Source organism: Streptomyces sp. NPDC059957 (assembly GCF_042730015.1).
Taxonomy (GTDB): domain Bacteria; phylum Actinomycetota; class Actinomycetes; order Streptomycetales; family Streptomycetaceae; genus Streptomyces.
The window spans coordinates 15,656-35,303 of record NZ_JBHWMB010000007.1 but is presented as its reverse complement, the minus strand read 5'-3'; the positions used below and the strand labels follow the sequence as shown (position 1 = coordinate 35,303).

The 19,648-nt window shown below is 70.9% G+C and carries 10 protein-coding genes; 5 read left to right on the top strand and 5 right to left on the bottom strand.

What is annotated here, in order from left to right; all coding sequences use genetic code 11:
- Positions 1–133: 133 nt before the first annotated feature.
- Together treS and ACFWBW_RS06850 are read right to left on the bottom strand one after the other, a co-directional pair.
- Complete coding sequence (treS, locus tag ACFWBW_RS06855) at positions 134–1,828, bottom strand: maltose alpha-D-glucosyltransferase (RefSeq protein ID WP_274549632.1); 1,695 nt, start codon at positions 1,826–1,828, stop codon at positions 134–136.
- Positions 1,825–3,819: a maltotransferase domain-containing protein gene (locus ACFWBW_RS06850; RefSeq protein ID WP_385369100.1), complete on the bottom strand. Its 1,995-nt coding sequence runs from the start codon at positions 3,817–3,819 to the stop codon at positions 1,825–1,827. The genes treS and ACFWBW_RS06850 overlap by 4 nt, the downstream gene beginning before the upstream one ends.
- Positions 3,820–4,368: 549 nt before the next feature.
- Between ACFWBW_RS06850 and glgP the strand changes: the two genes are divergently transcribed.
- Positions 4,369–7,014: an alpha-glucan family phosphorylase gene (gene glgP, locus ACFWBW_RS06845; protein ID WP_385369098.1), complete on the top strand. Its 2,646-nt coding sequence runs from the start codon at positions 4,369–4,371 to the stop codon at positions 7,012–7,014.
- 317 nt (positions 7,015–7,331) lie between these two features.
- Positions 7,332–7,865, top strand: coding sequence for a hypothetical protein (locus ACFWBW_RS06840; protein ID WP_385369096.1), 534 nt, complete (start codon positions 7,332–7,334; stop codon positions 7,863–7,865).
- Positions 7,866–7,929: 64 nt separating this feature from the next.
- Here ACFWBW_RS06840 and ACFWBW_RS06835 read toward each other — a convergent pair whose 3' ends face one another.
- Together ACFWBW_RS06835 and ACFWBW_RS06830 are read right to left on the bottom strand one after the other, a co-directional pair.
- A complete protein-coding gene (locus tag ACFWBW_RS06835) occupies positions 7,930–9,390 on the bottom strand; it encodes a nitronate monooxygenase (RefSeq protein ID WP_385369095.1) in 1,461 nt (486 codons plus the stop codon).
- Positions 9,391–9,646: 256 nt separating this feature from the next.
- On the bottom strand, positions 9,647–11,911 hold the full coding sequence (locus ACFWBW_RS06830; RefSeq protein ID WP_385369093.1) for a M4 family metallopeptidase: 2,265 nt from the start codon (positions 11,909–11,911) through the stop codon (positions 9,647–9,649).
- A 380-nt stretch (positions 11,912–12,291) separates the two neighbouring features.
- Between ACFWBW_RS06830 and ACFWBW_RS06825 the strand changes: the two genes are divergently transcribed.
- Positions 12,292–13,767 carry a sugar transferase gene (locus ACFWBW_RS06825; protein WP_385369092.1) on the top strand — a complete coding sequence of 492 codons (1,476 nt, stop codon included), beginning with the start codon at positions 12,292–12,294 and terminating at the stop codon, positions 13,765–13,767.
- 25 nt (positions 13,768–13,792) lie between these two features.
- Here ACFWBW_RS06825 and ACFWBW_RS06820 read toward each other — a convergent pair whose 3' ends face one another.
- Positions 13,793–14,782, bottom strand: a complete 990-nt coding sequence (locus ACFWBW_RS06820; RefSeq protein ID WP_385369090.1) for a GDP-L-fucose synthase family protein — start codon at positions 14,780–14,782, stop codon at positions 13,793–13,795.
- Between the two features lie 677 nt (positions 14,783–15,459).
- Here ACFWBW_RS06820 and gmd point away from each other — a divergent pair.
- The gene (gene gmd / locus ACFWBW_RS06815) at positions 15,460–16,473 is read left to right on the top strand and encodes a GDP-mannose 4,6-dehydratase (RefSeq protein WP_385369088.1); all 1,014 of its coding nucleotides are present in this window, start codon (positions 15,460–15,462) and stop codon (positions 16,471–16,473) included.
- 251 nt (positions 16,474–16,724) lie between these two features.
- Positions 16,725–19,502, top strand: a complete 2,778-nt coding sequence (locus ACFWBW_RS06810; RefSeq protein WP_385369086.1) for a LamG-like jellyroll fold domain-containing protein — start codon at positions 16,725–16,727, stop codon at positions 19,500–19,502.
- Positions 19,503–19,648 lie beyond the last annotated feature (146 nt).

Genomic DNA, 19,648 nt, shown 5'->3' with positions numbered 1-19,648 from the left:
GAGTGTCCCGGGTCGCGGTGTTTGCTGCTCCGGTGTGAGCGAGTGTCGGGTCAGAAGGGTCCGTACAGGGGCGGGCGATTGACCCATTCGCCCGCCCTCGTGCACCTCGTGCGTCGTCACTCCGAGCGGGTCTTCACTCCGAGCGCAGGCGGAACCAGTAGAAGCCGTGGCCCGCCAGGGTCAGCAGGTACGGCCATTCGCCGATCGGCGGGAAGCGGACGTCGCCGGTGAGTTCCACCGGGACGCGCCCGTTGAACGACCGCAGGTCCAGCTCGGTGGGCTGCGCGAAGCGCGAGAAGTTGTGCACGCACAGCACCAGGTCGTCCCCGTATTCACGGAGGAAGGCGAGCACCGCCGGGTTGGACGAGGGCAGTTCGGTGTACGAGCCGAGTCCGAAGGCCGGGTTGGCCTTGCGGACCTCGATCATCCGGCGGGTCCAGTGCAGCAGCGAAGACGGTGAGGCCATCGCCGCTTCGACATTGGTCACCTGGTACCCGTGGACCGGGTCCATGATGACCGGCAGGTTCAGCCTGCCCGGATCGCACGAGGAGAAACCGGCGTTGCGGTCCGGGGTCCACTGCATCGGCGTGCGCACGCCGTCGCGGTCACCGAGCCAGATGTTGTCGCCCATGCCGATCTCGTCGCCGTAGTACAGCACCGGCGAACCGGGCAGCGACAGCAGCAGGGCGGTGAACAGCTCCATCTGGTTGCGGTCGTTGTCCAGCAGCGGGGCGAGGCGGCGCCGGATGCCGATGTTGGCCCGCATCCGCGGGTCCTTGGCGTACTCGGCGTACATGTAGTCGCGCTCTTCGTCCGTGACCATTTCGAGCGTGAGCTCGTCGTGGTTGCGCAGGAAGATGCCCCACTGGCAGCGGTCCGGGATCGCCGGGGTCTTCGCCAGGATCTCGGAGACCGGGTAGCGGGACTCTCTTCGCACCGCCATGAAGATGCGCGGCATGACGGGGAAGTGGAAGGCCATGTGGCACTCGTCCCCGCCCTTCTCGAAGTCCCCGAAGTAGTCGACGACGTCCTCGGGCCACTGGTTCGCCTCGGCGAGCAGCACGGTGTCCGGGTAGTGCGCGTCGATCTCGGCGCGGACGGCCTTGAGGAGGGTGTGGGTGCGCGGCAGGTTCTCGCAGTTGGTGCCCTCCTCGGCGTACAGGTAGGGCACGGCGTCGAGCCGGAAGCCGTCGATGCCGAGGTCGAGCCAGAAGCGGAGCGCCGAGACGATCTCCTCGACGACCGCCGGGTTCTCGTAGTTGAGGTCCGGCTGGTGGGAGAAGAACCGGTGCCAGTAGTACTGCTTGCGGACCGGGTCGTACGTCCAGTTCGAGGTCTCGGTGTCGACGAAGATGATGCGGGCGTCCTGGAACTGCTTGTCGTTGTCGGCCCACATGTAGTAGTCGCCGTAGGGCCCGTCCGGGTCCTTGCGGGACTGCTGGAACCACTCGTGCTGATCGCTCGTGTGGTTCATCACGAAGTCGATGATCACTCGCATGCCGCGGGTGTGTGCCGCGTCCACGAACTCCACGAAGTCGGCGAGGTCGCCGAATTCGGGCAGCACTGAGGTGTAGTCGGCGACGTCGTAGCCCCCGTCGCGCAGGGGCGAGGCGAAGAACGGCGGCAGCCACAGGCAGTCGACGCCGAGCCACTGGAGGTAGTCCAGCTTCGCGGTGAGCCCCTTGAGGTCACCCACGCCGTCGCCGTTGCTGTCGTGGAAGGACCGTACGAGGACCTCGTAGAAGACCGCCCGCTTGAACCAGTCGGGGTCGCGGTCCTTGGCGGGGGTGTCCTCGAAGGTGTCGGGGACGGGATCGTTGATCATCATGAGATGGGTGACCCTCCGGTGGGCGGGGACGGTCGCAGAGCGGCAAGCACGTGCGCGGGCGTTCGGCCCGGCTCTAGGCGCACGTAATTCGCCCTGCCCCAGTGATAGGTCTCGCCGGTGAGCTCGTCGCGCACCGCGAGGGACCCGTGCCAGTCGAGGCCGAGTACCGGCATGTCCAACGAGACCGTCGCCTCCTGGGTGTGGTGCGGATCGAGGTTGACGACCACCAGTACGGAATTGCTCCCCGCGTGCTTCGAATAGGCGATCACCTGTTCGTTGTCGGTCGGGTGGAAATGGATGTCGCGGAGCTGCTGGAGCGCCGGGTTGCGCCGGCGCAGCCGGTTCAGGGAGGTGATCAGCGGGGCGATCGTGCGGCCCTCGCGGTCGGCGGCGGCCCAGTCGCGCGGGCGCAGCTCGTACTTCTCGGAGTTCAGGTACTCCTCGCTGCCCTCCTTGACCGGGGTGTTCTCGCAGAGCTCGTAACCGGCGTAGACCCCCCAGGTCGGGGAGAGCGTGGCGGCGAGGACCGCGCGGATCTCGAAGGCGGGGCGGCCGCCGTGCTGAAGGTATGCGTGCAGGATGTCGGGGGTGTTGACGAAGAAATTCGGCCGCATGACGGAGGCGGAGCGGGTGTCCGCGAGCTCGGTCAGGTACTCGGTCAGCTCGGCCTTGGTGTTGCGCCAGGTGAAGTACGTGTAGGACTGCTGGAAGCCGACGGCGGCCAGCGCCCGCATCATCGCGGGGCGGGTGAAGGCCTCGGCGAGGAAGATCACGTCGGGGTCGGACTTGTTGATGTCCGCGATCACCTTCTGCCAGAAGACCACCGGCTTGGTGTGCGGGTTGTCGACCCGGAAGATCCGGACGCCGTGCTCCATCCAGTGCCGCAGGATCCGCACCGTCTCCCCGACGATGCCGGCCATGTCGGCGTCGAAGTGGATCGGGACGATGTCCTGGTACTTCTTCGGCGGGTTCTCCGCGTACGCGATCGTGCCGTCGGCGCGGTGGCGGAACCACTCCGGGTGCTTCTCCACCCACGGGTGGTCCGGGGAGCACTGCAGGGCGAAGTCGAGCGCCACCTCCATGCGCAGCTCGCGGGCCTTGGCGACGAAGGCGTCGAAGTCCTCCAGGGTGCCGAGCTCGGGATGGACCGCGTCGTGGCCGCCCTCGGTGGATCCGATGGCCCAGGGCACGCCCGGATCCCAACTACCCGCGGACAGCGTGTTGTTCGGGCCCTTGCGGAACGTGCTCCCGATCGGGTGGATCGGCGGCAGGTACACCACGTCGAAGCCCATCGCGGCGACGGCGGGAAGCCGCTCGGCGGCGGTACGGAAGGTCCCGCTGACGGGAGCCTCGCCGGGCTCCAGCACCGCCCCCTCCGACCGGGGGAACATCTCGTACCAGGACCCGAAGAGGGCCCGCTTGCGCTCGACCAGCAGCGGCAGTGGCTTGGAGGCCGTCACCAGCTCCCGGAGCGGGCGCTTCGCGAGCAGCGCGTCGATCCGCGGACCGAGGGCGGCGGCGTACCGCTCGGCGACGGGCCGGTCCTCGTCGCGCATGACGTCCGCGGCGGCCAGCACGTGCTCGCGGCCGTCGCGCTTGGGGATCTTGGCGGCGGCCCGCTCGTAGAGCTCGGCGCCCTCCAGGAGGGTGAGCCCGGTGTCGATCCCGGCCGGGATCTTCACCGCCGCGTGGGCCCGCCAGGTGCCCACCGGGTCGCTCCAGGCCTCGACGGTGTAGGTCCACCTCCCCTCCACCTCGGCGGACACCCGCACCCCCCACCGGTCGGTGCCGGGGGCGAGCTCGGACAGGGGCACGGGGGGCCGCAGCCGCCCGCTCGGATCTCGGAGCACGACATGGGCCGCCACGGCGTCGTGCCCCTCGCGGAACACGGTGGCGGAAATCTCGAAGACCTCGTCCACGACCGCCTTGGCGGGTCTGACGCCGCAGTCGACGGCGGGGCGGACGTCCAGCACGGGAATGCGACCGATCATGATGGGATCACCTGGGGGCAGTTCGCAGGGCTCGGTGACAACAGGCCAGCCGGCAAGGCAGCTGGTAGTGCACGCTCTGTTCGCTCTGTTTCTAGCCGCTCGGAAGACGGCTGGGCTGCGGGCATGGCCGCTCCTGTCCGCGTTCACTCGGGTGGCGGGGAGGCGGGTTCCGGGGTGCGCCGTGCGCTGTACCCGAGGAGCCCTTCCCACTCCAGCCGGGCCCAACCCGGGTGTTCGGTTAACTACTCGTACGTAGTGGAACGCCTGCCCGCGCTCGGCGGCCCAACACCCGCCCGTGCTCCGTCAACTCGGATTGGACTACCGGATGTTCACCCCTGCGCCGGGTGAGCCGCACACCTACGGGGTGGACGCCTCGGGCGCACGTGACCCCGGGGCCAACGGCGTGGGCAGCGAGAGCAGTCGGTGGAGGCCCGCTCGAGGCGCCATGGCCGGGCGGGGCCGTCGCCGCTAGCCTTCCGAGGGTGACGCTCGCGGTGCACAGCGTGGTGCGGCCGCTCCGACCCGTAATCCCCTGCGAAGGTGGAACGCGTGAAGGCTATCCGTCGATTCACCGTGCGCCCCGTCCTCCCCGAGACCCTCTCGCCGCTCGCCGACCTCGCGCGCAACCTGCGCTGGTCCTGGCACGCCGAGACCCGTGAACTCTTCCAATCCGTCGATCCCGAGGGCTGGCAAGCCGCCGGCGGGGATCCCGTCCGGCTGCTCGGCGCCGTGTCCGCCGCGCGGATCGCCGAGCTCGCCGGGGACCGGCGGTTCCTGAGGCGGCTCGCCGTCGCCGCCGCCGACCTCGATGACTACGTCCACGGCGGGAGGTGGTACCAGAGCCACGAGGCAGCCGCGGAGCTGCCCGCCGGCATCGCCTACTTCTCGCCCGAGTTCGGGATCACCGCCGCCCTGCCCCAGTACTCCGGCGGGCTCGGGATCCTCGCCGGGGACCACCTCAAGGCCGCCAGCGACCTCGGCGTCCCCCTCATCGGTGTCGGACTCCTCTACCGGCACGGGTACTTCCGCCAGTCCCTCTCCCGGGACGGCTGGCAGCAGGAGCACTATCCGGTGCTCGACCCCAACGAACTGCCCGTCGCGCTGGTGCGCGAGGAGGACGGGACCCCCGCGCGGGTGTCCCTGAGCCTCCCCGGCGGCCGGGCCCTGCACGCACACGTCTGGCAGGCCCGCGTGGGCCGGGTGCCGCTGCTGCTCCTCGACTCCGACGTCGAGGAGAACGACGCCGTCGCCCGCGAGGTGACCGACCGGCTGTACGGCGGCGGGAGCGACCACCGGCTGCTGCAGGAGATGCTGCTGGGGATCGGGGGAGTCCGGGCCGTACGGGCCTACTGCCGGATCACCGGGCATCCCGACCCCGAGGTCTTCCACACCAACGAGGGCCACGCCGGGTTCCTGGGACTCGAGCGCATAAGGGAACTGGAGGGAGCGCAGGGACTCGGCTTCGACGCCGCCGTCGAAGCCGTCCGGGCCGGCACCGTGTTCACCACGCACACCCCCGTCCCCGCCGGCATCGACCGCTTCGACCGGGCCCTGGTCGCCCGCCACTTCGGCGAGGGCGGCGAACTGGCCGGCGTACCCGTCGACCGGATCCTGGCCCTCGGCGCCGAGACCTACCCCGGCGGCGACCCCGGGGTGTTCAACATGGCGGTGATGGGCCTGCGCCTGGCCCAGCGGGCCAACGGGGTCTCCACCCTGCACGGCGCCGTCAGCCGCGGGATGTTCGCCGGGCTGTGGCCGGGATTCGACCCCGCCGACGTCCCCATCACCTCGGTGACCAACGGAGTGCACGCCCCGACCTGGGTGGCGCCCGAGGTCGTCCGGCTCGGCGCGAAGCAGATCGGCGCCGGCCGCACCGAGGACGCGCTCTCCGTCGGCGGCTCGCAGCGCTGGGACGCCGTCGCGGACATCCCCGACCAGGACGTCTGGGACCTGCGCCGGGTGCTCCGGGAGCAGCTCGTACAAGAGGTACGGGACCGCCTGCGCGCCTCCTGGCGCCAGCGCGGGGCCGCCGACGCCGAGCTGGGCTGGGTGGACTCCGTCCTCGACCCGGACGTGCTGACCATCGGGTTCGCCCGCCGGGTGCCGTCCTACAAGCGGCTCACACTGATGCTGCGCGACCCCGACCGGCTGCGCCGCCTGCTGCTGGACCCCGACCGGCCCGTGCAGATCGTGGTCGCGGGCAAGGCACACCCCGCAGACGACGGCGGGAAGCGGCTCGTCCAGGAACTGGTGAGGTTCGCGGACGACCCCCGCGTGCGCCACCGGATCGTGTTCCTGCCCGACTACGGCATGGCCATGGCCCAGAAGCTCTACCCGGGCTGCGACGTCTGGCTGAACAACCCGCTGCGCCCGCTGGAGGCCTGCGGCACCAGCGGGATGAAGGCGGCGCTCAACGGCTGCCTCAACCTGTCCGTCCTGGACGGCTGGTGGGACGAATGGTTCGAGCCGGACTTCGGCTGGGCCATCCCGACCGCCGACGGACTCGGCGCGGACGAGGACCGCCGCGACGACCTGGAGGCGAACGCCCTCTACGACCTGATCGAGGGCCGGGTCGCACCCCGGTTCTACGACCGGGCCGGACAGGCCGGACTCCCGGTGCGGTGGATCGAGATGGTCCGGCGCACCCTCGTCTCCCTGGGGCCCAAGGTGCTCGCGGGGCGCATGGTGCGGGAGTACGTGGAGCGCCTCTACGCTCCGGCCGCGCTCTCCCACCGCGCCCTGACCCCGGACGCGGCGCGGGACCTCGCCTGGTGGAAGGGGCGGGTCCGCGCGGCCTGGCCGCAGCTCACCGTCGAGCACGTGGAGGCCCTGACGGCGGGCCCGGTCGGCGGCACCGCCGAACTCGGGGCCACCCTCACCCTGCGCGTGCAGGTCTCCCTCGACGCCCTGGCGCCCGAGGACGTGGAGGTCCAGGCCGTCGCGGGCCGGGTCGACGCGCAGGACGTGATCCAGGGCGGGCGGGCCTTCCCGCTCAAGCCCGCCGGCGGACCCGACCTGGAGGGCCGCTGGCTGTACGAGGGCCCGCTCGCCCTCGACCGTACGGGGCCCTTCGGTTACACCGTACGGATCATGCCGGCGCACCCGCTCCTGGCGACCCCGGCCGAACTGGGCCTGGTCGCGGGCCCCGCCACGGGCATGGACACGGACCCGGGAGGCGGCGTGGTGCTGCGCTAGCCGTCCCGGCGGCAGGCGTTCAGGGGGCGGGCGGCGGGTCCACCAGCCGCCCGTCCTCCACCAGCATCCCGGCCCGCTTGACGCTGCGCAGGGCCGGGATCACCTCCACCTGCCCCACACCGTCCACCGCGCCGATCCGCTCGGTCAGGTACGTGTACAGCGCGCCCGTAGGGCACGTCCCCGCGGGAAGGGACCGGGAGGGTGAACCTTCGAACGCGCTGCCGTGCCGAACCGTTTCATCGGGCCGGTCCGCTCCTACGCTGCCCGCGGATGCCAACCGGACCTGGCATCCGAGGAACCCGAGGAACGGACTCCCCATGCGTCTTCGCACCACCGCCATCGCGCTCACGGGCGCCCTCGCGCTCGTCCTGCCGACCGCCGGGCTGTCGTACGCCAACGACCACGACGACCGCGAGCGCCTCGGAACCCTGTACTACCGGTACACCGACAGCGACGGAGACCGCCGCCACGGGCAGATCCGTCCGGGGGACAACGACACCTGCTACCGGCTGACGGGCACCACCGAGAACCGGCCGGCCTTCGAGGTGACGAACGAGACCGAATCCCTCGCGGTGGTCTACAGCAACCGCAGCTGCGGCGGGGTCCCCGAGGCGGAGCTGGAGCCGGGCGAGCGGCTGCGGAACACGGCGGTGGCCTCGGTGTACTTCAAGCCGGTCGACGACGACCACCACCACGGCGGCGGCCACCACGACTGGCGCGACGAGGACGGCTACGACGGCCGCGGCGACTGGCGCGACGACGAGGACCGCAGCATCGGCGGGCGCGCCGCCAAGGCGCCGGCCGCCAAGACCTCGGACATCCTCGACTCGGTCTTCCGCTCCATCGGCTGATCCCGCGGACCGCGAAGGGCCCGGCTCCCCCAGGGGAGCCGGGCCCTTCACCTGCCCCGGGGGCTCAGCTGCCGGCGGGCCGGTCCGCGCCCGCAGCGAGCCACCGCACCACGTCCGCGGCCGTGTAGGGCTCGGCGTTCGGGGCGAGCCTAGGGAGGAAGGACAGGTCCTTGCCGATCGTGACCAGCGGGGGCTCCACCCGGCCGTGCGGCCGCCGCTGGGCCAGTCCGATCGTGGCCAGCAGGCCGTTGCACAGGCACTGGCGGCCCTTGGTGTCGGAGGCCTCGCCGCCCTTGCGGAGGTACGCGGCCACCGGCTCGGCCGCGCACCGGTAGACCAGACCGCGCGGACCCCGTACGGGGGTGCGCAGGAACCCGAGGTCGCAGACCCGGCGCCGGGCTTCGGACACCTCCGGCTCGGAGACCGTCCCCGGCAGGTCCGCCACCTTGAAGGGGAACGAGGTGGGGGAGGCCTCGGGGTCGTTGCGGACCGAGAGGGTGCCCGCGTGGGCCCGGTCCAGCACCTCCTCGCGCAGGTGGCGGGCCATCCCGGACTCCTCGCACAGGGCGAACGCGCTGCCGATCTGGACCCCGGCCGCGCCCTCGGCGAGCGCCCGGGCCACGGCCTCGGGGCCGGCCTGTCCGCCGGCGAGCCAGAACGGCAGCCCGAGCGCCGCCATCTTGGCGAGGTCGGGGCTGTCGCGCGGGCCGTAGACCGGCTCGCCGTCCTCGTCGAGCTTCATCGGCCCGCGCGGCGGGGCGCTGTGGCCGCCGGCCTGGCTGGTCTCGATCACGAAGCCGTCGGGGCGGGTGATCTCGTCCCGGGCCAGGTAGGTGGCCAGGACCGGGAGCGAGACGATGGCCAGCACGTGGGGGCGGCGCAGCGGGCCGGGCAGGTGCCCGGCGAGCAGGGCCGCGGGGTCGAAGAGGTGCTCCAGGGGCTCCTCGTCGCCTTCCACGTAGATCTTGGTCACGCAGCGTTCGTAGCGCGCCAGCCTCGAGGCGAGGGCAGGGATCTGACCGGGGACTCCCGCGCCCACGAGCACGTAGTCGACGCCTGCCAGGATCGCGCCGAACATTGCGGGGGCCGTGGCGAGCTGGATCTTCTCCAGGTAGTTGATGCCGATGACACCGTCGTGTCCCTCCTTGGCGAGCCAGACCTCGACGAAGTTGCCGAGGACGGTGAGGATCTCGGCCTGCGAGCCGCCCGTCGCCCGCAGCCGCGGGGTGGTGCGCATCGCCATGCCGTCCGCGAGGCCTTCCTCACGGAAGTAGAGGTCGAGGGCGGACTGGGCCAGCTCCGGCAGCGGGAAGGCCGCCAGGGCCCGGCGGGCGTGGCCACCGGGGTCGCCGGTCTGCAGCACGCGGGCCAGTACGACGTCCAGGGCCGTCCCGGAGACCACGCCCAGCTGGCCCTCGCCGGAGACGGCCCGGGCCAGCCGCCAGCCGGAGACGCCGACGCCCATGCCGCCCTGGATCAGCCAGGGGTGCTGCACGGCGGGGGCTGTCGTGGGGGTCTGCGGCATGGGTCACGTCCTCGGAATCACCCGAACCTACGGTTCCGTAGGTTCGCTGAAATCCACTATGACCCGGGAGCCGCCCGCCGAAGGGCGCCGAAGGTCCCGGCCCTCAGGGGCGCCGGACCCTGCCCGGCGGGGCTTATGGAACGGGGGGTGGGGTGGGGGGTGGCGGAATGGAACAGGGCCGCCCGGGGAGGTCTTCTCCCGGGCGGCCCCGTGATCTAGCGGTTCAGCTCTGGTTCACCGACGGCCCCGGTGGGGGTCAGAAGGTGAGCTTCCAGCTGTCGATCTTGCCGGTGTCGAGGTTCGCGTTGTCGTTGACCCGGAGCTTCCACACGCCCTGGGCCACCTCGGAGGAGGCGTTGACGTTGACGGACTTGATGATGTTGTCCGCGCTGCCACCGGTGCGGTTGTGCAGGTTGTACAGGGTGCCGTCGGGGGCGACGAGGTCGACCTTCAGGTCACCGATGTAGGTGTGGAGGATGTTGAGGTCCACCTTGAGCGCGGTCGGGGCGTTGCCCGTCCGGTTCACGGTGATCGGGGAGTCGACCGTCGCGTTGTCGGCGATCGCGTAGTCGGTGGTGTTCTCGAAGACGTTCGGCTGCGAGGTGCCGACCGTCCAGGTGAACGCCGCCGTCCCGGTCTGGTTCGCCGAGTCGGTCACCGTTACGGTCACGTTGGACGTGCCCGCCGTGGAGGCCGTACCCGAGATCAGGCCGTTGGAGGAGTTGATCGACAGCCCGGCCGGCAGTCCGGTGGCCGCGTAGCTCAGGGCACCCGCGTTGGTGCTGGTGGCCTGGACCTGGAGGCTGACGGCGCTGCCCGTGACGGTGGTCTGGTTGCCCGGGTTGGTGACCGTGACGCCGTTCACGATGCGCGGACCGACGTTGATGGCGGCCCAGGCGTTCGCGGCGTTGTTGTACGTGGTCGAGCCGGCGCCGTACAGGTCGGCAGCGGCCTGCAGTGTGGCGGTACGGGCGGCCGCGTAGTTGGTGTTCGACCTGAACAGGTTGGTGGTCAGGGCGCGGAACCAGATCTTGGACGCGGCGTCACGGCCGATCGCGGTGACCGGGAGGCCGTCGGAGGTCGGCGAGTCGTAGCTCACGCCGTTGACGACCTTGGCGCCCGAGCCCTCGGAGGCCAGGTAGTACCAGTGGTTGGCCGGGCCCGAGGAGTAGTGGACGTCGATCGAGCCGATGCCCGAGTACCAGGCGTCCTTCGACGAGCCGTCCTTGCTCGGCTTGTCCATGTAGCGCAGCGGGGTGCCGTTGCCGCGGATGTCGATCTTCTCGCCGACCAGGTAGTCGCCGACGTCCTGCGGGTTGGCCGCGTAGAACTCGACCGCCGCCGCGAAGATGTCGGAGGTGGCCTCGTTCAGACCGCCCGGCTCACCGGCGTACGTCATGTTGCCGGTGACCGAGGTCAGGCCGTGCGTCATCTCGTGCGCGGCCACGTCGGTGGAGGTGAGGGGCTTGGCGTTGCCGTCACCGTCTCCGTACGTCATGCAGAAGCAGGAGTCGTCCCAGAAGGCGTTCACGTAGTTGTTGCCGTAGTGGACCCGGCTGTACGGGGAGACCCCGTCGTTGCGCAGACCGTTGCGGCCGTGGACGTTCTTGAAGTAGTCCCACGTCACCTGCGCGCCGTAGTGGGCGTCGGCGGCGGCCGTCTCCAGGTTGGCCGGCAGGCCGTTGCCCCAGATGTCGTCGGGGCCGGAGAAGAGGGTGCCGGTGCCGGAGGTCGCCCGGTTCAGGTTGTTGGTCTTGTGGCCGCCGCGCGTCGCGTCGTTCAGCGTGAAGTTGCTGCCCGACTGCGAGGTGCCGATCGTCACCTGGCCGCTGTACATGGTGTTGCCGGTGCCGTTCTTGACGGCCTGCCACTCGGTGATCTTCGCGCCGGTCTTGGCGTTGGTCACCACGTGCAGCTCGCTGGGCGTGCCGTCGTGCTGGAGGCCGCCGACGACGGTCTCGAAGGCGAGGACCGGAGCGCCCTCGGCCGCCCAGATCACCTTGCGGGCGCCCTTGGTGGCCTTGGCCTCCTTGGAGCCCTCGGCGTTGGCGGCGGAGACCGCCTGGCTCTCCGCGGCGGACGGCGCGACGGTGGCGGTGGTGTCCACCTTCAGGTCGTGGTTGGTGGCCTTGGTGACGAGTTTGGTGACGCCGCCCTTGGCGCGGACGGTCAGGTCACCGCCGAGCACCGGTATGCCGTTGTAGGTGCGCTCGTACGAGGTGTGGGTGGTGCCGTCCACGTCCTTGACCACGTCGCGGACGATGAGCTTCTCGCCGCTGCCGAGGCCGAGCGCCTTGGCAGCCTGCACGGTGGTGGAGTTGGCCTCGGCCAGGAGCGTCGCACGCTCCGAAGCGCTGAGTTTGAGATTGGCCGCGCCCGGGTTGGCCTGGGCGACCTGTCCGGCCTGCGACTCGGTGGCGTCGGCGTTGGCGGATCCTGTCTGGATGCCTACGGCGAGGAGAGCGGCCGCGGCAACAAGCGCGCCGGCCGTGGTGGCACGCCGCTGGGGGGTGGGACTCAACGCAGACTCCTTCTGCAAGGGGGGTTCCGGATGGCTGGGTGGGCCTCCGGGCAGATCGGGCTGGTGCGAAGAACGGTCGAAGAGTGCCATCTGAGCGCCGTGATGTCAGGGCCGCGTCAAAAGGTTGGCCTGAAATCGTTCGTTGTCCGAAGAGACGTATCCGGTATGCGGAACATTCACTTTGGAATGAGAAAGGAGGGTCCCGCGGCCGGATCGCGGACCGCCGATCGCTAACGCTTGGGCAACAAGATGTCCGGTTCCCCGAAACGGCGTTTACCGTACTGGCGTTTGTCGTACTGTTTCCCGGTGCGTCTGATGTCCACTGTTTGGGGAAGCTGCGGACCGGCGCCACCGTCATAGACCACGTGCCAGGGGGGCCCATGAGGCATGTCCATATACCTGTGCAAAGAGTGGCCGACGCGGCCCGGGCGTCGGCCATGCCGGCCCGGGGCCTCGGCGACAAGGCCCGTTGGTACCTGCCCGCCGCGGTCGCGGCGGACCTGATCGGCGCGGGAGTCCCCGTCGGCCTGGTCTTCGAGGCCGCCCAGCAGGCACGGCCCCTCTACTGCGCCATCGGCGCGGCCCTGGCCTGGACCGGCGTGCAGCTGATGCGCCGGCGCTACGCGGGCCGCTCCCTCGGAGAATCCCGGGGAGTCCTCCCGGTCGTACACGACTGGCTGATTCTGATCGGCGTGCTCGCCGTGGCCCGCGTGATCACCGGTGAGAACACCCCCCGGCTGTCCGCCCTCGGCGCCCTCGTGCCCGCCCTGCTCATCACCGTCGCCTGCCACAAACTGACCTACCGCCACCTCTCCGGCGCCCGGCGCGAGGCCCAGGCGGTGAGCCGGGTGCTGGTCGTCGGCGAGCTCGACGCCGCCGAATCCGTCATCGGGCACCTCGCCGCGCGCACCGACCACCCCTACGTGGTGGTCGGAGTGGTCCCGGTGGGCCCCGGCGCGCTGGACAGCGGGGTGCCCGTGGCCGCGCGGCTCGGCTCCGCGGCGGCGCAGTCCCCGAACGGGGACTCCACCGCCGTGCTCGACGCCGTCGCCGCCCACCGCGCCGACCTGGTGCTCGTCGCACCGGGGGCCCGGCTCGCGGGGGAGCGGCTGCGCCGGATCTCCTGGGCCCTGCACGACGCCGGGCTCGAACTGGCGATATTCCCCGGCCTGGTGGAGGTCTCCGTCAAGCGGCTGGAGACCCTGTCCGCGGGCGGCCTGCCCATACTGCGGGTGGCGCCGCCGGTGAGCCGGGGCGTGCAGCCCCTGCTGAAGTCGGTACTGGACCGCGCCGGCGCGGCGCTCGGACTGGTCCTGCTGTCGCCGGCCTTCCTCGCGATGGTCCTGGCGATCCGCTTCGGCTCGCGCGGTCCGGCCTTCTACCGGCAGCGGCGCATCGGCCGCGACGGGGTCCCGTTCGTCATGTGGAAGTTCCGCACGATGGTCGTGGACGCCGATGCGCGGAAGGCCGAGCTGTCCGGGTCCAACGAGAACGACGGCCTGATGTTCAAGATGCGCCGTGACCCCCGGGTGACCCGGGTGGGCCGGCTGCTGCGCCGCACGTCCATGGACGAACTGCCGCAGCTGATCAATGTGGTGGCGGGCAACATGTCACTGGTCGGCCCGCGTCCGCCGCTGCCGGAGGAGGTGGCGGAGTACGACGAGGTCGAACTGCGCCGGCTCGCCGTGCGGCCCGGGATGACCGGGCTGTGGCAGATCAGCGGGCGGTCCGACCTCTCGTGGGACGAAACGATCCAGCTCGACCTGCAGTACGTGGACAACTGGTCGTTCACCAGTGACGTCGACGTCATGGGCCGCACGCTCCGCGCCGTGGTCGACGGTCGCGGAGCGTACTGAGGCACCGGGGAACCTCGCTTTGGGATCAGCTCTGCCCGCGGGCCTGCTCGCCGCTGTGCTCGCCGTTCTGCTCGCCGTTCTGCTCGCGCCACCAGGCGTACGTCGCGGCGATGCCCTCGCGCAGCGGGACCGCGGGCTTCCAGCCGAGGGCGCGCAGCCGGGTCACGTCCAGCAGCTTGCGGGGCGTGCCGTCGGGCTTGGAGGTGTCCCAGGCGAGCCTGCCGCGGAAGCCGGTGACCTCGGCGACGGTCTCCGCGAGGGCCTTGATGGTCAGGTCCTCGCCGCAGCCGATGTTCACCGGCTCGGCGCCGTCGTACTCGCGCAGCAGCACGGCGCAGGCGGCGGCCAGGTCGTCCACGTGCAGGAACTCCCGGCGGGGCGTCCCCGATCCCCACAGCGTGAGCTCGCCCCGCCCCTCGGCCGCGGCCTCGTGGAAGCGGCGGATGAGGGCGGGCAGGACGTGCGAGGTCTCCAGGTCGAAGTTGTCGCCCGGGCCGTAGAGGTTCGTGGGCATGGCGGAGATGTACGAGGCCCCGTACTGCTTGCGGTACGACTGGACCTGGACGATGCCGGCGATCTTCGCCAGGGCGTACGCCTCGTTCGTCGGCTCCAGCGGGCCGGTCAGCAGGGCGTCCTCGCTGATGGGCTGCGGGGCCAGCTTGGGGTAGATGCAGGAGGAGCCGAGGAACAGCAGCCGGCCCACCTCCGCGGCGTGCGCACCGGCGACGACGCTCAGCTGGATCTTGAGGTTGTCCTCCAGGAACTGCACCGGGAACGTGCTGTTGGCCATGATCCCGCCGACCTTGGCGGCGGCCAGGACGACGGCGTCGGGCCGGACGTCCCGCAGGTACGCCGCGGTCGCGGCGCCGTCGCGCAGATCGAGGTCGGCGCGGCCGCGGGTGAGCACCTCGTACCCCTCGGCGGTGAGCCGGCGGACGACCGCGGACCCCACGAGGCCGCGGTGGCCGGCGACGAAGATACGGGCGTTCGGGGCAAGGAACGGCGAACTTGTCATACCGCCGATGATGCCAGTCCGCTGTCCGCGGTTTTACGGGGGAGCCCCGCCCCCGCCCGGGCGTCCCGCCCCCCGGGCCACCCCGGGCCGTGCTTCCGGGGCCGTCCCGGTCCCGGATTCCGGGGGCGGGCGCAGGGTGGATTTCGGGCGGCCCGGGCCAGTTCGGTGCATACCGCACCGCAAGGGGGCGAGGGGGCCCGATCCGGCGGCAGGGGCTCCGGGGGGAGCGTGTACGGTACCCATCCGGTACCCGTCTCCAGCCCCCTGGCGGCGGACCCGAGCAGCATCGCGGGCCCGGCCCCACTCCGCATCCGGCGGCCGGCCCGAAAACCGGGGGCGCGGCCCCGGGCCGCACTCCGGGGCCTGGCCTCGGACCGGACTCTCGGGCCGGACTCCGGAGCCTGGCCTCGAGCCGGATTCCGGGACCTGCCCCCGAGCCGCTCTCGGGGCCCCGGTCTCGGACCCGATTCCGGGACCTGCCCCCGGGCCGGACTCCGGAGCCTGGCCTCGAGCCGGGTCCCGGGACCCCGCACCGACCCGTACGACGAGGCGTGACCCCGGGCCACATCCGGGGGTCGCCCCGAGCCACACCCGGGGCACCGCCCCGAACCGCAGCTCCGGAACCGCAGTCCCGGGGCGCAGCCAGACCGCAACGCAACGATCCCCAGGGGGACCCAATGGGCAAGACCGCGCTGATCACCGGCGTCACCGGGCAGGACGGCTCGTACCTCGCAGAGCTCCTGCTCTCCAAGGGCTACACGGTGCACGGGCTCGTGCGGCGGTCCTCCAGCTTCAACACGGAGCGGATCGACCACATCTACCAGGACCCGCAGACGGCGAACCGTTCCCTCGTGCTGCATCACGCCGACCTCTCCGACGGCGTCGCCCTGGTGAACCTGCTCCGTGACATACGTCCCGACGAGGTCTACAACCTCGGTGCCCAGTCGCACGTCCGCGTCTCCTTCGACGCCCCGCTCTACACCGGCGACGTGACCGGCCTCGGCGCCCTGCGCCTGCTGGAGGCGATCCGGGCCAGCGGCGTGGACACCCGCATCTACCAGGCCTCCTCCTCGGAGATGTTCGGCGCCACCCCGCCCCCGCAGAACGAGGCCACCCCGTTCCACCCGCGCAGCCCGTACGGCGCCGCGAAGGTGTTCGCGTACTGGACCACGGTGAACTACCGCGAGGCGTACGGGATGTTCGCCGTCAACGGGATCCTCTTCAACCACGAGTCCCCGCGCCGCGGCGAGACCTTCGTGACCCGCAAGATCACCCGCGCGGTCGCCCGGATCAAGGCGGGCCTCCAGGAGAAGCTCTACCTCGGCAACCTCGACGCCGTCCGCGACTGGGGCTACGCCCCGGAGTACGTGGACGCGATGTGGCGGATGCTCCAGCAGGACGAGGCCACCGACTACGTCGTGGCCACCGGCGTCGCCGCCACCGTGCGCGAGTTCGTCGAGGCCTCCTTCACGCACGCCGGTCTCGACTGGAACGACCACGTTCGCTACGACCCCAAGTACGAGCGCCCCAGCGAGGTCGACGCGCTGATCGGCGACGCCTCCAAGGCCCATGACCTGCTCGGCTGGAAGCCGACGGTCCTGGTGGCCGAACTGGCCAGGATCATGGTCGATTCCGATATCCGGCAGGTCGAGGACCAACTGGCGGGCGCCAACGTCCGCATCGACCGCTGAGGCCATATATTTCGCCTACGATTTGCCCTGTCCCGGCCGTTCGCGCCCCTGTTGGCGGGTGCGGCCGGGGTAAATCTGCCGTATGTCCGTAGTGCTCCATCCATGTCGGACCCGTTGATTCCAAATTGGTAGCAATGGGTCGAGCGTGGTGACCAGGCCCTCGCGTGAGCCCTAGTCTGCGCCAGTACATATGGCTGTTCTGATAGTTCTCGAACCAGCCATTCAAGACGGGCAATTGCCCTGGGGGGCTCATGCGTAGATCCAGAGGGCTGACTGCTGCCCTCGCACTGTCACTGGCCGGCGCCGGCACTGCGATGGGCCTGGTGCTCATACCCGAGGCGTCGGCCATCACGCAGCCGGTGGCCTTCACCGCCGACGAGCTGCCGACGTGGCAGCCCAACGGGATCGTCTGGGCGATGGCCGAGGCCAACGGCACGGTCTTCGCGGGCGGCACCTTCTCGGCCGTCCGCCCGCCCGCCGGCGCGGCCGGCAGCGAGCAGGAAGCCGTGAACTTCGTCGCGCTCGACGCGGCGACCGGCGCCCCCACCTCCTGCAAGCTCTCCTTCACCATCGGCGAGGGCACCGCGACCGTGCGCGCGCTCACCGTCTCGAAGGACAAGAAGACCCTGTACGCGGGCGGCTACTTCGGTGCCGTCAACGGAACCCCGGTCTCCAGCGTCGCCGCGATCGACATCGCGACCTGCTCCCCCAAGGCCTCGTTCGACCCGCAGTTCCCGGCCACCGTGCGCGCGCTCACGGCGACCGACGACACCCTGTACGCGGGAGGGGACTTCAGCACCGTCGAGGGCTCGACCCGTGAGCGGTTCGCCGCGGTCGACGCCACCTCCGGTGCGCTTCTGCCTTTCGTCGCCAATGTCGACGAGCCCGGCCGCGCGCTCCAGGTCAGCAACGACGGCAAGAACATCCTGCTGGGCGGTGACTTCTTCACCGTCAACGGCGCCCAGAGCCACGCGCTCGCCGTCGTGAACGCCACCACCGGCGCCGTCACCAAGACGTACGGCACCATCCCCACGATGTCGGTCATCAAGTCCATCGCGGCCGACGGCACGGGCTACTACACCGGCGCCGAGGGCACGGGCGGCTTCGACGGCCGCGTCGCCCTCGCCACCGACTTCAACGAGAAGTGGCGCGACCAGTGCCTGGGCGCGACCCAGTGGGTGCTGCCGTACGACGGAGTCCTCTACAGCTCCTCGCACGCGCACAACTGCAGCTCCGAGGGCGAGTTCCCCGACGGCAAGCGCCACTTCCTGCTGGCGCAGAACACCGACTGGGGCAACGGCGGCCTCGATGCCCCGTCGGCCGTGAACGGCTTCGTGCGCAGCCCGGGCAAGCTCGGCTGGCACCCCACCGCCAATGACGGCCTCGGCGAGGGCATCGGCCCGCGCGTGATGGCCATCGCGGAGAAGGACACCACCAAGTACATGTGGGTCGGCGGTGAGTTCACCCTCATCAACGGCAAGGCGCAGCAGGCCCTGACCCGCTTCGCCTCCACCGGCGACGTCGGCGCCCCGACCACCCCGGTCGCCAGCGTCTCCAGCGTCAAGCCCGGCGAGGTCCAGGTCCGCTGGCGCACCAGCTACGACGCGGACGACAGCAAGCTGACCTACCGCATCTACCGCAACGGCTCCGCGACCCCGATCGCCACCGTCAGCGCGAGCTCCCTGGAGTGGCTGCGCCGACAGGCCTCCTGGACGGACGCCACGGTCAAGGCCGGCGCTTCCTACAGCTACCGGGTCACCGCCACCGACGCCGCGGGCAACACCAGCCCGCTGTCGGCCACCGTCTCGGTCGCGGTCCCGACCGCGGTCAGCGCGTACCCCCACCAGGTCCGCGAGGACGGCGCCCACCTGTACTGGCGCTACGACGACGTCGTCAGCCCGTACGTGGCCGACTCCTCGGTCTCCGGCAACATCAGCGGCATCCAGTACAACGCCCCGGCGCTGCGCCAGACCCCGGGTGCGATCACCGGTGCCAGCACGGCCATGGGCTTCAACGGCAGCACCCAGCAGGTGTACAGCGACCACCGCCAGACGGTCGGCAGCAGCTACACCCTGGAGACCTGGGTCAAGACCAACACCACCCGCGGTGGCAAGCTGATCGGCTTCGGCAACAACCAGAGCCGCAACAGCAACAACTACGACAAGAACATCTACATGACCAACACGGGTCGGATCTTCTTCGGAGTCAACGCGAACGGCACGAAGACGGTCTCCACCGGCCTGTTCGACACGTACAACGACAACAAGTGGCACCACGTGGTCGCCACCCAGGGCCCCTCCGGCATGGCGCTGTACGTGGACGGCCAGCTCAAGAGCAGCAACAACGTCACCGGCCACCAGCAGATCGAGGGCTACTGGCACGTCGGCGGCGACAACCTCGCCGGCTGGGCCTCGCGTCCGACCAGCAACTACTTCGCCGGCCTGCTCGACGAGACGGCCGTCTACCCGAAGGTGCTGACCGAGGCCCAGGTCAAGAACCACTTCAACCTGGCCAAGGCCGCCACCGACACGGTCTCCAAGGTCACCGCGACCGAGGACACCTACATCAACCAGGGCGCCCCCAGCACCGCCTACGGCACGTCCACCTCGCTGGCCGTCCGCGGCACCGCGGCCTACGAGACGTACCTGCGCTTCGACATCCCGGCCGCCCCGGCCGGCACGGTGCTGAAGTCCGCGTCCCTCCAGATCAAGACCACCACCGTGGCGAGTGCCGGCACCACCGACACCGTCTCCGTGGTCCCGGTCACCGGTACCTGGAGCGGGGCGGGCACGACCTTCAACAGCAAGCCCACCCTGGGCACCACCCCGCTCGGCTCCTTCGCGGGCGTGCCGGACGGTTCGGCGGTGCAGAGCACCTCGCTGAACACCACCGCGCTGTCCGCGGTGCTGGGATCCAGCTACAGCCTGGCCCTGACGAGCACGGGTACCAACCCGCTGTGGCTCTGGTCCTCGGAGTCCACGGCCGTGGACGCCAAGCCGCAGCTGACCCTCACCTTCGGCGCGAAGTAACCGCTTGACGGAGTGCGGGGGGGCGGAGATCCGGAGGGGAGGGACCCCCACAACACCCCCCCAACCCCAGAAGCAACCCACCCTACCCAAACCCCCAACACCAAACCCTCCCCTTCCCCCCCCCCCCCCCACCCCCACCCCCCCAC

Bases quoted from the DNA above. Each gene is read 5' to 3' on its own strand.
- treS (WP_274549632.1), bottom strand. From the start codon at position 1,828: ATGATGATCAACGATCCCGTCCCCGACACCTTCGAGGACACCCCCGCC.
- ACFWBW_RS06850 (WP_385369100.1), bottom strand. From the start codon at position 3,819: ATGATCGGTCGCATTCCCGTGCTGGACGTCCGCCCCGCCGTCGACTGC.
- ACFWBW_RS06840 (WP_385369096.1), top strand. From the start codon at position 7,332: ATGCGTCTTCGCACCACCGCCATCGCGCTCACGGGCGCCCTCGCGCTC.
- ACFWBW_RS06835 (WP_385369095.1), bottom strand. From the start codon at position 9,390: ATGCCGCAGACCCCCACGACAGCCCCCGCCGTGCAGCACCCCTGGCTG.
- ACFWBW_RS06825 (WP_385369092.1), top strand. From the start codon at position 12,292: ATGAGGCATGTCCATATACCTGTGCAAAGAGTGGCCGACGCGGCCCGG.
- ACFWBW_RS06820 (WP_385369090.1), bottom strand. From the start codon at position 14,782: ATGACAAGTTCGCCGTTCCTTGCCCCGAACGCCCGTATCTTCGTCGCC.
- gmd (WP_385369088.1), top strand. From the start codon at position 15,460: ATGGGCAAGACCGCGCTGATCACCGGCGTCACCGGGCAGGACGGCTCG.
- ACFWBW_RS06810 (WP_385369086.1), top strand. From the start codon at position 16,725: ATGCGTAGATCCAGAGGGCTGACTGCTGCCCTCGCACTGTCACTGGCC.